Origin of the sequence: Micromonospora profundi, assembly GCF_011927785.1 — a bacterium.
Classification (GTDB): domain Bacteria; phylum Actinomycetota; class Actinomycetes; order Mycobacteriales; family Micromonosporaceae; genus Micromonospora; species Micromonospora profundi.
Genome location: NZ_JAATJK010000001.1, coordinates 2,261,527 through 2,275,051, shown reverse-complemented (window position 1 = coordinate 2,275,051; position 13,525 = coordinate 2,261,527). Strand labels below are relative to the sequence as shown.

Genomic DNA, 13,525 nt, shown 5'->3' with positions numbered 1-13,525 from the left:
GACGCGCATCCGAGCAGGCCGGCACGCGCCCACGCGAGAACGGCCACGCAGGAGAACGGCCACGCAGGAGAGCGGACGCGCAGGGGCTTGCGGCCCGACACCTCAGGACATAGCGTTCCGACGTATCGACCCGATACATCGTGCCGACACTCAGGAGAGGTGACGACATGGCCAGCGGGCAGTTGTACGACACCATCGGCGCCACGTACACAGTGACGCGGCGCACCGACCCGCGGATCGCCGCGAGGCTCTGGGCGGCGCTCGGCGACGCGCGGACCGTTCTGAACGTCGGCGCCGGCACCGGCTCCTACGAGCCCACCGATCGCGACGTCACCGCTGTGGAACCGTCGGCGCTCATGCGGGCACAGCGCCCCGTGGACGCGCCGCCGTGCGTGGCCGCCGTCGCGGCGAACCTTCCGTTCGAGGATCAGTCCTTCGACGCCGCGATGGCTGTCTCCACAGTGCACCACTGGCCGGACCCGATCGCCGGGCTATGCGAGATGCGGCGGGTGGCCCGGCGGGTGGTGGTGTTCACGCACGACGACAGCGCCGCCGGATGGCACCGTCGGTTCTGGCTCACCCGCGACTACCTGCCCGAAGCCGCGAACCTCGTCGCCGGCCGACCATCGCTGGCCGAGCAGGCCCGCTCGATCGGCGCCCGCATCGAGCCGGTGCTCATCCCGTGGGACTGCGCCGACGGTCTCTTCGAGGCGTACTGGCGCCGGCCCGAGGCGTATCTGGACGATCGCGTACGCCGAGGGCTGTCGCTCTGGGCCAGAGTCGGCCCGGAGGCCGAGGACCGGGCGGTGCGCAGCCTCCGGGCGGACCTCGCCTCCGGGCGGTGGACCGAACGCAACAGCGACCTCGTCGGCCTCGACGCGGCGGAGCTCGGCCTTCGCCTGCTCGTGGCCTGACCGACCGCCGCGGCGGTCGGTCAGGGCCACGTCCCTCAGTGCTGCGGGATGTTGCCCACGCCGATGCGCTTGCGGAACACCCAGTACGTCCAGCCCTGGTAGGCCAGCACGATCGGGGTGAAGATCACCGCCACCCAGGTCATGATCTTCAGGGTGTACGGGGTGGAGGCCGCGTTGGTGGTGGTCAGGGTGCCCGCCACGTCCAACGTGGACGGCATGACGTTCGGGAACAGCGCGGCGAACAGGGTGGCCACCGCCAGGCCGATCGCCACGGCGGTGCCGGTGAACGCCCAGCCCTCCCGGCGTACCTTGGCGGCGGCGAGACCACCGAGCAGGGCGACGGCCGCGCCGACGGCGAGCACGACGGCGGCGGGGCTGGAGCGGATGCTGAGCGTCCAGGTCAGGAAGCCCACCGCGAGCACTGCGGTGCCGACGCCCAGGCGCACGGCGAGGGCGCCAGCGCGCTCTCGGATGTCGCCCGTGGTCTTCAGGGCGATGAACACCGCGCCGTGGGTGAGGAACAACGCGAGGGTGGTCGCGCCACCGAGTAGGGCGTACGGGTTGAGCAGGTTGAACAGGCCGCCGACGTACTCGTGGTCGGCGTCCAGCGGCACGCCGCGCAGGATGTTGGCGAACGCGACGCCCCACAGGATCGCCGGCAGCAGTGAGCCGACGAAGATGGCGGTGTCCCAGCGGCGCTTCCAGGACGCCTCGGGGCGCTTGTGCCGGTATTCGAAGGCCACGCCCCGGGCGATGAGGGCCAGCAGGATCAGCAGCAGCGGCAGGTAGAAGCCGGAGAAGAGGGTGGCGTACCACTCCGGGAAGGCGGCGAACATGGCGCCGCCTGCGGTGATCAGCCACACCTCGTTGCCGTCCCAGACCGGCCCGATCGTGTTGATCATGACGCGGCGTTCGCGGTCGTTGCGGCCGAGCACCGGCAGCAGCATGCCGACGCCGAAGTCGAAGCCCTCCAGGATGAAATAGCCGGTGAACAGCACGGCGACGAGGAGAAACCAGATGGTGGTGAGGTCCACGATGGGGCTCCGGGATCAGTAGGCGAAGGCGAGCGGACGCTCGGCGTCGTCGTGGGTGTCGTCGATGGGGGGCTGTTCGCTGACGTCGGGCACGCCGGCCTTGGCGTAGCGCAGCAGCAGCTTGACCTCGATCACGGCGAGGGTGGCGTAGATCAGCGTGAAGGCGGTGAACGAGGTCAACACCTCGCCCAGCGAGACGCTGCGGGACACTCCGTCGCGGGTGAGCATCTCGCCGAAGACGATCCACGGCTGGCGGCCCATCTCGGTGAAGATCCAGCCGAAGGAGTTGGCGAGCAGCGGCAGCACCGGCATGGCAAGCCCGGCGCGCAGCAGCCACTTGCTGCTGGGCGTACGGCCCTTGCGCTGGCTCCAGAGCACGACGAGTGCGATGGCGGCGGCGGCCAACCCGAAGGCGATCATGAAGCGGAAGCTCCAGTAGGTGATCGGGATGATCGGGGTGTAGCTGCCGGCGCCGTACTGGGCCGTGTACTGGGCCTGGAGGTCGTTGATGCCGTGCACGGTGCCGTTCGGGTCGCCGGTGCCCAGGTACGACAGCAGGTACGGGATCTTGAGGGCGAACACCTCGCGGCTGCCGTCGAGGCTGCCGATCGTGAGCACGGAGAACGAGGCGGGGCTCTCGGTGGTGTAGAGGCCCTCGGCGGCGGCCATCTTCATCGGCTGCACCTGAGTCATGATCTTGCCCTGGATGTCGCCGGTGATCACGACGACGGCGGAGGACACCAGGACCACCCAGGAGCCGAACTTCGTGGCGAAGCGGTACGCGCCGGTGTCGGCGGAGTCCCGGTTGCGGATCACGTGGTACAGGCCGACGGCCACGACAAGCGAGCCGGCGACAAGGAACGAGCCGGCAAGCGTGTGCGGGAAGGTGATCAGTGCGACCTTGTTCGTCAGCACCGCCACGAAGTCGGTCAGTTCGGCGCGGCCGGTCTCCGGGTTGAGTCGGAAGCCGACCGGGTTCTGCATGAACGAGTTCGCCGCGAGAATGAAGTACGCGCTGAGGTTGGTGCCGATCGCGGCGGCCCAGATGCTTGCCAGGTGCAGGCGCTTGGGCAGCCGGTCCCAGCCGAAGATCCACAAGCCGATGAACGTGGATTCGAGGAAGAAGGCGACGAGCGCCTCGATGGCCAGGGGCGCGCCGAAGATGTCGCCGACGAAGCGGGAGTAGTCGCTCCAGTTCATGCCGAACTGGAACTCCTGCACGATGCCGGTGACCACACCCATCGCAAAGTTGATCAGGAACAGCTTGCCGTAGAACTTGGTGAGCTTGAGGTAGCGCTCGTTGCCGGTGCGGTGCCACATCGTCTGGAGGATCGCTACCAGCACTGACAACCCGATGGTCAGCGGCACGAAGAGAAAGTGGTAGACGGTGGTGACACCGAACTGCCACCGGGCGACGTCCAACGCGTCCACCTGAAACCCCCAGCTATTCATACTACGAGACGTAGTAGATACTACTGCTCGTCGTAGCGAAAGAGGCAGGGCCGGGGGGCCCGAACCGGCCCGGGACCAATGACCCTGATCACCCCGGCCGCCCGGCCCACCCGGCCGGTGTGCCGCCCAGCCCCTTCGGCCCGGACGCCCGGCGTGATCAACCGGCCGACCCGCCCTCGCGGCCCCACCGCCGCGTGCGACGATGGCGCGCTGATGAACACCGCACACTCCCCCTGGCAGCCGCCGTTGATCTGGCGCGGCGCCCAGCTGCTGGCCCGGGCCGTGGTCGCCCTGGTGGCCCGCCTGGAGGTCACCGGCGACGTCCCGGCGCACCTGCGTCGAGGGCCGCTGGTGCTGGCCGCCAACCACATCAGCCCCTTCGACCCGGTGGCGCTGGTCGCCGCCTGCCAGATCCGCGGCATCTCCCCCCGCGTCATGGCCACCGCCGGCCTGTTCCGCGCCCCTGTGGTCGGCACCCTCATGCGCCACGCCGGCCACATCAGGGTCGACCGGGGCACCAGCGCCGTGCACCGGGCACTCGACGCCGCCACCACAGCCGTCGCCGCCGGATCGGTGATCCTCATCTACCCGGAGGGGCGCATCGGCCTGGACCCGGGCATGTGGCCCGAACGGGGCAAGACCGGCGCCGCCCGCCTCGCCCTGGACTGCGGCGCACCTGTCATCCCTGTCGCCCAGTGGGGCGCCCACGAGGTGCTGCCCTACCGGGCTCCCCGGGGGATGCTGCGCGGCCTGGCCCGCCTGATACGGCGCCGCCCGGTGATCCGCGTGCACTTCGGCGAACCCGTCGACCTGGGCGAGGTCAACGCCTCCGACCCCGGAGCAGCCCGCCGGGCCACCGACCGGATCATCGACGCGCTCACCGATGCCCTCGCCCCGCTGCGCCCCGACGAGCCCGACACGCCCCGGTACGTGGACCCGGGGCGCCCGAGCGACACCAGCCGCGTACACCGCCGACGGCCGGGCTGACCCACCTCAGGGCCAGCCCGACCGGTACGCGTCAGGCGGCGGCGTTCAGCAGCGGCACGAGCTGCTCCTCCTCGTACGCCAGGTGCGCCCGTACCTGGTCGGTGAGCCGGGCCACCTCGCGGCGCAGCACCTCCCGGTCCGGCTGTGGCGTACCCAGGACAATGCGCAATTCGTCAAGCGCCGCCGCCACCGCCCGGTGCTCGTCGGCGAGCCGGGCCAGCACGGCGGCCAGGTCGGGCCGCTGGTCGGCGAGCCAGGCGAACAGGCCGGCATCCTCGCGCTCATGGTGGCCGTGCAGTCCCTCGCACAGGCTCAGGCAGTTCACCCGCAGTTGCGCGCCGACGTGCGGCCCGGCCCTGTCGACCTCCTGCTGGATCAGCGCGAGTTCCCGCCGGAACGCGTCGTGCACGGCGATCAGCGCCGTACCCGGCGGGCCTGGTGGAGGGGTCGGCGGACCCGGCAGCGGCTCCAGCGCCACCACCGGCAGCGCGCGCCCCGCCCGGTCCTGGTACTCGCCCCAACCGGGGTCGGCCGCCACCGCCCGGGCGAAGACGGCGTCCCGTTCGGCCCCGGTCAGCACGTCGGCTCTGGCGCGATAGGTGAAGACCCCGTCCTCCACAGTGACCTGCGGATCGGCCAGCAGGTTGCGGAACCACTGCGGGTCACGTGGCGCCCCACCGGCGGACGCGATGACCAGGACCCGCTCCCCGCCGTCGGGCAGATAGCCCAGCGGGGTGGTGTGCGGGGCGCCGGTACGCGCCCCGGTGGTGGTGAGCAGCAGCAGGCGGGCGTTCTCGAACCAACCGCCGACGCGGCCGCCGTTGGCGCGGAACTCCGCGATGATGTCGTCATTGAAGCTGTGTGGCACGTGACTCCCAGGAAACAGGGGCTCGCCGCGACACGGCGCGGCGAGCACGGGCAGACAGGAATGGCCGGCCACGCGGCGGTGACGACACGACGCGTGAGCGCGAACCCGAGCACGGAGGAAGGGCGGAGACGGGCGGGCCTCGGGCCCGCCCGGGGGTCACTCGCCCGCCGGGTGCCCTGTCCGTTTGTGGCCAATGGCCGACCCGGCAGTCACGGCGCCGAATCTAGTGTCCGCCCTCGCGCTGCGGCAACCCGATTTCGCCTGTGCATCGTTGCGGCGATCGTCGCCGGCAGGCCACCCGTGGTCCACCGGCGGCAGGCATACTGCGTCGCGTGCTGACCCGACCCGGCTACCTCGACGCGCCAGGGCCGCTGGCGTTCGCCCACCGTGGCGGCGCCGCCGAGGGCGACGAGAACACCACCGAGGCGTTCGCCCGCGCCATCGGACTGGGCTACCGGTACGTGGAGACCGACGTGCACGCCACCGCCGACGGAGTCGCGGTGATCTTCCACGACCCGACGTTGCGACGGGTCACCGGTGAGTCGGGGCGCATCGCCGACCTGAGCTGGGCCGACCTCGCCTCGGTACGCGTCGGCGGCGCCGCCGTCGTACCCCGGCTCGACGAGGTCCTGGGTGCCTGGCCGCAGGTCCGCTTCAACATCGACGTGAAGGCCGACGGCGGCGTCGAGCCGACGGTGGCCACCGTGGCCCGGGCCGGCGCCAACGACCGGGTGCTGCTCGCCTCGTTCAGCGACGCCCGGCTGGCCCGGCTGCGCGCGCTCACCGAGGGGCGGGTGGCCACCGGCCTGGGCATGCGCGCAGTGGCCCGACTGCGCCTCGCCTCACTGCACGGCCGCCCGCTGCGCCTGCCCGAGTCGGTGGTCGCCGCGCAGGTGCCACCACGCTACGGACGGGTGCCAGTGGTGGACCGCCGATTCCTTGACTACTGCCACCGTCTCGGCCTTCAGGTGCACGTCTGGACGATCGACGAACCTGCCCAGATGCACGACTTACTTGATCGTGGTGTGGATGGCATCATGACCGATCACGTCGGCCTGCTGCGCGACGTCTACCGCAGCCGCGGCCACTGGGCCGCCTGATCGTCGAAGGACCCCCGATGGCCGAAACCGTGACCCCCACGGTGGACGACACCCCGCCCCCGGCGAGCACCCGCCGCGAGCGCAGCGGCTGGTACATCTACGACTGGGCGAACTCCGCGTTCCAGACCACTGTCATCACCGTGTTCCTCGGCCCGTTCCTGACCACCGTCGCCGAGCTGGCCGCCGGCTGCGAGTTGGGCGCCGACACCTGCAACGGGTACGTCTACCCGTTGGGCATCAAGGTCGCTGCCGGGTCCTACTACCCGTACCTGATCTCGCTGTCGGTGTTTCTCACGGTGTTCGTGCTGCCGGTCATCGGGGCGATCGCCGACCGGTCGGCGCACAAGAAGCGGCTGCTCGGTGGGGCCGCGTTCACCGGCGCCGGCGCGACCATCCTGATGGCCTTCGTGACCGGCGACCGCTACCTGCTCGGCGGTGCGCTGTTCCTGATCGCCAACATCTCCTTCGGCGCGGCCATCGTTGTCTACAACTCGTTCCTGCCGCAGCTCGGCGGCCCCGACGAACGCGACGGCATCTCCAGCCGCGGCTGGGCCCTGGGCTACCTCGGCGGCGGTCTGCTGCTGGCCCTCAACCTCGTCGCGATCACCCTGCTCGACAAGGGCGACGACCCGCAACGCACCCTGGACCTGGCCCGCTGGTCGATCGTGTCCGCCGGGGTGTGGTGGGCGCTGTTCACGCTGGTGCCGCTGCGCTGGTTGCGCGAGCGCCCCAGCGTCGCGGCACTGGCCGGCGGCGGCAACGTGCTCATCGACGGGTTCCGGCAGCTCGGGCGCACCATGCGGGAGATCAAGGCGTACCCGCTGACGCTGTACTTCCTGCTCGCCTTCCTCGTCTTCAACGACGGCATCCAGACCGTCATCACCCTGGCCAGCCAGTACGGCACCGAGGAGCTGCGGCTGGAGCAGAGCACGCTGATCATCACGATCCTGCTCGTGCAGTTCCTCGCCTTCGGCGGCGCGTTGACACTGGGCGCGCTTGCCAAGCGCATCGGCGCCTGGAAGACAGTGCTGCTCAGCCTGGTGCTCTGGACCGTGGTGATCCTCGCCGCGTTCCGGCTGCCCGCCGAGGCGCCGGTGCCGTTCATGATCCTCGGTGCCGCCATCGGCCTTGTTCTCGGCGGCAGCCAGGCGCTGAGCCGGTCGCTGTTCAGCCAGCTCATCCCCGCCGGCAAGGAGGGCGAGTACTACGGGTTCTACGAGATCAGCGACAAGGGCACCAGCTGGCTCGGCCCGCTCGCGTTCGGCCTGGTGTTCCAGCTCACCGCCTCCTACCGGGTGGGTCTGGTCTCCCTGCTGATCTTCTTCGTGGTCGGGTTCCTGCTGCTCCTCGCCGTACCGATGCGCCGGGCCATCATCGCCGCCGGAAACACGCCGCCCCGGGTGCTCTGAGCACGCCGCCCATCGGCCGACCTATCCAGGTCGGCCGATGGGCTAGGCTGCCCGACCGTGACCGACGACGCCGCCACCGCCCCCACCTGCCTGGCCCACCCGCACGCCGGCCCGAACCACGCGGCCGGGTGCGCGGCGGCGAGCGGGTCCGACGGGCGTCCCCTGCACGCCGCGGCGCTGAAGTTCTTCTGGGGGCCGATGGACTGCGGCAAGTCCACGATGGCGTTGCAGATGAACTACAACCACGCCCGGCAGGGACGCCGAGGGCTGGTCACCACCCGCATCGACCGCTCGCTGGGCCCGCAGGTCACCACCCGCATCGGCCTGGCCCACGAGGCCATCGAGGTCACCGACGACCTGGACCTGCGGGCACTCGTGCGGGGCCGCTGGGCCGACGGGGTACGCGTCGACTACCTGATCTGCGACGAGGCCGGCCTCTACTCCGTCGAGCACGTCGAGCAGATGGCCGAACTCGTCGACAGCTACGACGTGGACGTGTTCGCGTTCGGCCTGGCCACCGACTTCCGGTCCTGCCTGTTCCCTGCCGCGCAGCGGCTGTTCGAACTGGCCGACGAGGTGGCCCGCATCCAGGTCGAGGTGCTCTGCTGGTGCGGCCGGGAGGGCCTGCTCAACGCCCGGGTCGTCGACGGGCAGGTGGTCCGCGAGGGCGCGCAGGTCGTCATCGGCGACACAGCGGCCACCGCCGACGTGCGCTACCAGGTGCTCTGCCGGCGGCACCACCGCACCGGCGACCTCGGCCCGCGCGTGTAGACCGCCCTCGTCGGGTGCACCCAAGAGAACGATGGTCATTGATTGATCGGTCCGCGATACTGCTGTGATCCACACGTCACCACACGGGGTGAACGATGAGCGATTCCGCAGACGGATCGGCGTACCTGGACTTTCTCTTCGTCGAGGGGGAACGCCTCGGCTGGGTCTTCCGCGACAGGCACCTCTACTGCCACCGCTTCCCCGAGCCGTACCCGGTGCCCGGACAGGTAGGCGACGGTGTCTACTTCAACGCCGCGACGGCGAGCGTGGACAAGTGGCGCCGCATGCGGAAATGGGTGAGCATCGGCTTCGGCGTGATGGTGGTTCTTCTCTGTCTCGGGATCATCGGTCAGGGGCCGACCTCCGATCTTGGTGTGATCATCCTGCTGGGGCTCGCGGTGATGATCGGTGGCGCCTTGCTGAGCTGGTTCAACAGCCGCGCCGCCGAAGACGGGCCGGTGCGGGAGCGCGAGCGGCAGTCGCGACTCTACGAGGCCGAGTGCGCGGATTGGGAGGAGCGCCGCGCGCAGTTCGACGCCGCGGAGCGGAGGCGGGTCGACAGTTATCTCGAATGGGGCGCCGCCCTCATGCCGCCGACGACCCGCCGGGTCGACATCGTCGGTGGCAGCGCCTGGGGCTGGGAGGCCCTGCTGACCGTCATGGGCACCTCGATGCTCCGGACCACGGGCGCGATGACCCTCGTGGACTTCTCCGGCGAGCCCACCTGCCACGAACTCGTCTGGCTGGCCAGAGCGGCCTCGATCGACGTCACCGCCATCCGCCTGCCCGATCAGGTGGGCGAGACCACGCTGCTGTCCGAGGCAGACGGACAGGGCCTGGTCGACAGCCTCGTCGAGGCGATGCACGGTGACGCCCCCGCCGGGCGGCGGGCCGACCGCGCCCAGGACGACCGCATCCTGTCGAGCGTCTGCCGGGCACTTGGCGAGGACGTCACGATCCCCAGGATCGCCGCGGCGGTAAGCGTCCTGCTCGACGAGCCGGGCGACTTCCCCGAGCTGAGCGAGGCCGAGCGGGAGCACATCGGCGACGCGCTCTTCTCCGACGAGTTCCGGCGCCAGACCCACCTGAACCTGCGGCGGATCGAATCCCACCTGCGCCCGCTGCGCGACCTGTTCACCGCGACCGGCCGGAGAGAGGACCAGCACGATCTGGGCAAACCCGGGCTGACCTGCCTCGTCTACGAGAACACCGCGCACAACGTCCGGGAGGAGTTGCTCAAGGAACTGGTGTTGCAGGGGTTGATCCAGCGGCTCGTCTCGCCGGAGCCGTTCGTCGGCCCGTTGGTCATCGCCGGCGCGGACGACCTCAACCACCGGCACATCGACCGGCTGAGCGACATGTGCATACGCCGCGGAGTCCGACTCGTGGTGATGTTCCGTCATCTGCGGGACTCGGCGGTTCGCGCCGTGGGCGGGGACGTGGTGGCGTTCATGCGCCTGAGCAACCACGAGGAGTCCGCGCGTGCCGCCGACTTCATCGGCAGGCAACACACGTTCCGCCTCAGCCAACTCACCCGTACGCTCGGCGGCAGCCAGACCCACTCCCAGGGCAACACCCTCGGATTCTCCGACCAGATCAGCAGTGGCCCCGGGCCGAGGAGCGTCAGCGTCGGCCGGAACTGGACCCACACCAGGACGGTCGCCGACTCCGGGAACTGGAACGAGTCCCAGAGTGAACAACGGTCCTACGAGTACGTGGTCGAGCCACGGACTCTTCAGGACCTGCCGGACTACGCGTTGATCGAGGTCACGCAGGGCACGGGGAGACTGTCGGTACGCAGCGTGGAGTGCAACCCGGACATCGTCTCCCTCCCCCGGGTCACCACCAATCCCCTGCCGGATCTGCCTCTCCCGCATCCGTCGCAGGCCGCGGTCCAGCCGTCCGGTGAGCCGCCGCGCACCCTGCCCGGCCAATCGCACCCCGCCTACGACGAGTCGAACTGGGCCGATCAGCGCTACCCGGAGGAATGGCGGTGACGTCTCCGGGCGACCCCCGGCGGACCCTACGCGGCTGGCTCGACACCATGCCGGCACACCGGATCGTGGAGCTGCCACGAGTGCCCCCGCAGATGGACCAGGTACGCGGTGATCCGGGGCGCCGACAGCGGTTGGCCGCCGTCGTGGCCGCGTACCACGCGGGTGCCGTGAGTGGCGGCAGCGGCCCGGTCGTCGTCGGCTGGTGCCGGCCGAACGCGCAGAACGGCGTCCACGTCTTCACCGGCGGCGGTGTCGAAGCCTCAGGTGCCGGTCGGCGCCGGTCCAGCCTCTTCGCGGGCTCGGTCGGCGTGGCCTACCCCGCCGGAGGCGTGACCGCGATGCTCGATGCACTGCCCTGCTGGACACGGATCGTCGGGATGACAGACGGCTTGATCGAGGAGCGGGACGACCGGGATCCGCGCATCGACCTACGCCCCCGCCTCGACGACTGCCTGCTCGGCGCCTGGCAGGACGCCTTCGCCTGGCTGCTGCTCGCCGACCCGGTCCCCGCCGACGAGGTGGCGGAGCAGGCCCGGCATCTCGCCGTTCAGGAACGCGACGCCACGGCCCGAGGTTCGTCGCCCACACAGGCCGTACGCGCCCTGCGGCTCCGGCGCCGGCACCGGGAGTTGGCCGCCGCTGAGACGCTCGGATGGTGGCGGATCCACCTGTTGGCCGCGGGTACCACGCCGGGAGCCGCCGCCGCCGTTGCGGGCCTGCTCTGCGCGTCGGCAGACCTGCACGGCCTGCCCTACGCGCTGGCACCCACCCGCGAGCGCGGCGACCTGACCGACCTGCTCGGCCGGACCGGACTGGCCACCCGGGCCGACGAACCGGCAGCGCCCGCCGGCCCGGGTGGCTCGTTTCTCGGCAGCTCCCCGCTCGTCGCCGCCCTGGCCGTCGCCCCGACGGAGGAGGTGCCCGGAGTGCGCCTGACCGTACGGTCGGAGTTCGACGTCACCCCGGAGACGACCGCCGGCGAGGTCCGGCAGCAGCCACCGGCAGTGGTCGCCGCCGGTACGGACCGGCAGCCACCTCCGGTCCGTGCCGAGTCGCTGGCGATCGGCGCTGTGCTCGACCGGCACGGCACAGTGGGTGACCCGTTGCGGCTGCCGATGACCAGCCTCAACCGGCACACCTTCGTCTGCGGCGCGACCGGGGCCGGCAAGTCGCAGACCATCCGGCACCTGCTCGAACAGGCCACCGCCGCAGGGCTGCCCTGGCTGGTGATCGAGCCCGCGAAGGCCGAGTACCGGCGGATGGCCAACCGGCTGCCGGGGGCGGGCGTCGTCGTGGTCCGCCCCGGCGAGGGTACGGCGCCGCCGGCGGGGTTCAACCCGCTGCGACCGGTGCCGGGCTTCCCGTTGCAGACCCACGCGGACCTCGTCCGTGCCCTGTTCCTCGCCGCCTTCGACGCGGACGAGCCCTTCCCCCAGGTGCTCGGGGCCGCCCTGGCGCTGTCGTACGAACAACTCGGGTGGGACCTGGCCCTTGGTGAACCGCGGCTACCCGGGCACCGCCCGCGCTATCCGACCCTCGGTGACCTGCAACAGGCGGCGGAGGAGGTGGTGGGCCAGATCGGGTACGGCCGCGAGGTCACCGACAACGTCCGCGGGTTCATCCGGGTCAGGCTGGGCAGCCTGCGGCTGGGTACGACCGGCGGTTTCTTCGAGGGCGGCCACCCCATCGACGTCGCGCGCCTGCTCGACTCGAACGTCGTCTTCGAGATCGAGGACGTCGGCGACGACCGGGACAAGGCGTTCCTCATCGGTGCCCTGCTCATCCAGGTGACCGAGTACCTGCGGGTGCGCGACCGCCGGGAGGACCGCGACGCCGGGGTGGTCCTGCGACACCTGAGCGTCATCGAGGAGGCGCACCGGCTGTTGCGGCGCGCCGACCGCCCTGGCCCGGCCGCGCACGCGGTGGAGCTGTTCGCCGGGCTGCTGGCGGAGATCCGCGCGTACGGTGAGGGCTTGGTGATCGCCGAGCAGATCCCGGAGAAGATCGCCCCGGACGTCGTCAAGAACACCGCCGTGAAGGTCATCCACCGGTTGCCCGCGCGCGACGACCGGGACGCCGTCGGCGCGACTGTCAACCTCACCCAGCGCCAGTCGGAATTCGTCGTGACGCTGCCGCCCGGTGTCGGCGCGGTCTTCACCGACGGCATGGACCACCCGGTGCTCGTCCGCGTGCCGGACGGCACCGACCGTGAGACGACCGCGCGGGCTGCCACCGCCGATCTGTCGGAGATCATCGGGCGTCGCAGCGCCAGTTGCGGCACTGCCTGCCTGGCCGAGCCCTGCACCCTGCGGGACATGCGCCGGGCGCAACTGCTGCTGGCGGACCTGCCCTGGCTGAGGCTCTGGGGCGAACTGGCGGTGCTGGGGCACCTCACCGGCTGGCCCACCCCTGCCATCCGCGCGGAACTGATCCAGGTTCTGCGGATGGTGCCGGTACGGCTGCGCGAGTGCGCTCTCTCGCACGCTGTCGACGGCGCCGTCGCCGTCCGGTCCGCGCACCTGTCGACAGGCTGCGACCCGGACGAGCTGGTGCGGCATGTGGTCGACTCGCTGCACTGGACGGCGTTCGGCGGCGGGCGCTGCGCGGAGCAGGAACCGGATTTCCTGGCGCACCGGTACCGCTGGGTGGTGCTGCGCGACGACCTGCGGGCCGAGGCAGCCCGCCCCGAAGGCTCTGCGCGAGCCTCCGAGCAGGTGCGACGGTACGGCGTGGAGATCCCGGGCCGTACCGTGACCGAGCAGCTCGCAGTGGTCTCGGAACTGTTCGACATCGACCAGCGGGACCGGGAAGCCTGCCGGGCAGTGGCCTTCGGGTCCCGTATGCCGTCGCTGATCGAGACGGCCGTCGGCACGGAGTACGACACCCCGTCCTGGCCCGACCGCCTCGCCGAGGCCGTCGACACCCACTTCGCGGCCTGCCGGTGGCCGATGCGGGTCCTCGCCAACGGCGCGTACGACAGAAAGGTGTGATCG

Annotated in this window: 9 protein-coding genes and 1 pseudogene; 7 read left to right on the top strand and 3 right to left on the bottom strand. The window is 71.0% G+C overall.

Features of this window, described 5'->3' with window-relative positions; genetic code table 11:
• Nucleotides 1–179: 179 nt before the first annotated feature.
• Nucleotides 180–914: pseudogene (locus F4558_RS10000) on the top strand (class I SAM-dependent methyltransferase); the annotation flags it as partial.
• Between the two features lie 35 nt (nucleotides 915–949).
• On the opposite strand, the gene cydB reads toward F4558_RS10000, so the two are convergent.
• Nucleotides 950–1,948 (bottom strand): cytochrome d ubiquinol oxidase subunit II, encoded by a 999-nt coding sequence (gene cydB, locus F4558_RS09995; RefSeq protein ID WP_053661149.1) that lies wholly within the window; start codon nucleotides 1,946–1,948, stop codon nucleotides 950–952.
• A gap of 15 nt (nucleotides 1,949–1,963) precedes the next feature.
• Nucleotides 1,964–3,379 carry a cytochrome ubiquinol oxidase subunit I gene (locus F4558_RS09990; RefSeq protein ID WP_197281682.1) on the bottom strand — a complete coding sequence of 472 codons (1,416 nt, stop codon included), beginning with the start codon at nucleotides 3,377–3,379 and terminating at the stop codon, nucleotides 1,964–1,966.
• 234 nt (nucleotides 3,380–3,613) lie between these two features.
• Between F4558_RS09990 and F4558_RS09985 the strand changes: the two genes are divergently transcribed.
• Nucleotides 3,614–4,387 carry a lysophospholipid acyltransferase family protein gene (locus F4558_RS09985; protein ID WP_167943857.1) on the top strand — a complete coding sequence of 258 codons (774 nt, stop codon included), beginning with the start codon at nucleotides 3,614–3,616 and terminating at the stop codon, nucleotides 4,385–4,387.
• Between the two features lie 31 nt (nucleotides 4,388–4,418).
• Here the strand turns inward: F4558_RS09985 and F4558_RS09980 are convergent, their stop codons facing one another.
• Nucleotides 4,419–5,255, bottom strand: coding sequence for a nitroreductase/quinone reductase family protein (locus F4558_RS09980; protein ID WP_167943856.1), 837 nt, complete (start codon nucleotides 5,253–5,255; stop codon nucleotides 4,419–4,421).
• A gap of 332 nt (nucleotides 5,256–5,587) precedes the next feature.
• On the opposite strand from F4558_RS09980, the gene F4558_RS09975 reads away from it, so the two are divergent.
• The 5 genes from F4558_RS09975 (at nucleotide 5,588) to F4558_RS31505 (ending at nucleotide 13,522) form a co-directional block, all read left to right on the top strand.
• Complete coding sequence (locus F4558_RS09975; protein ID WP_053661156.1) at nucleotides 5,588–6,355, top strand: glycerophosphodiester phosphodiesterase family protein; 768 nt, start codon at nucleotides 5,588–5,590, stop codon at nucleotides 6,353–6,355.
• 17 nt (nucleotides 6,356–6,372) lie between these two features.
• A complete protein-coding gene (locus F4558_RS09970) occupies nucleotides 6,373–7,764 on the top strand; it encodes an MFS transporter (RefSeq protein WP_167943855.1) in 1,392 nt (463 codons plus the stop codon).
• 57 nt (nucleotides 7,765–7,821) lie between these two features.
• Nucleotides 7,822–8,535 (top strand): thymidine kinase, encoded by a 714-nt coding sequence (locus tag F4558_RS09965; RefSeq protein WP_167943854.1) that lies wholly within the window; start codon nucleotides 7,822–7,824, stop codon nucleotides 8,533–8,535.
• A gap of 95 nt (nucleotides 8,536–8,630) precedes the next feature.
• A complete protein-coding gene (locus F4558_RS09960) occupies nucleotides 8,631–10,532 on the top strand; it encodes an MFS transporter (RefSeq protein WP_167943853.1) in 1,902 nt (633 codons plus the stop codon).
• The gene (locus tag F4558_RS31505) at nucleotides 10,529–13,522 is read left to right on the top strand and encodes an ATP-binding protein (RefSeq protein WP_167943852.1); all 2,994 of its coding nucleotides are present in this window, start codon (nucleotides 10,529–10,531) and stop codon (nucleotides 13,520–13,522) included. The genes F4558_RS09960 and F4558_RS31505 overlap by 4 nt, the downstream gene beginning before the upstream one ends.
• Nucleotides 13,523–13,525 lie beyond the last annotated feature (3 nt).

Excerpts from the sequence above, each read along its gene's own strand:
- F4558_RS09985 (WP_167943857.1), top strand. The coding sequence starts at position 3,614 with ATGAACACCGCACACTCCCCCTGGCAGCCGCCGTTGATCTGGCGCGGC.
- F4558_RS09970 (WP_167943855.1), top strand. The coding sequence starts at position 6,373 with ATGGCCGAAACCGTGACCCCCACGGTGGACGACACCCCGCCCCCGGCG.
- F4558_RS09960 (WP_167943853.1), top strand. The coding sequence starts at position 8,631 with ATGAGCGATTCCGCAGACGGATCGGCGTACCTGGACTTTCTCTTCGTC.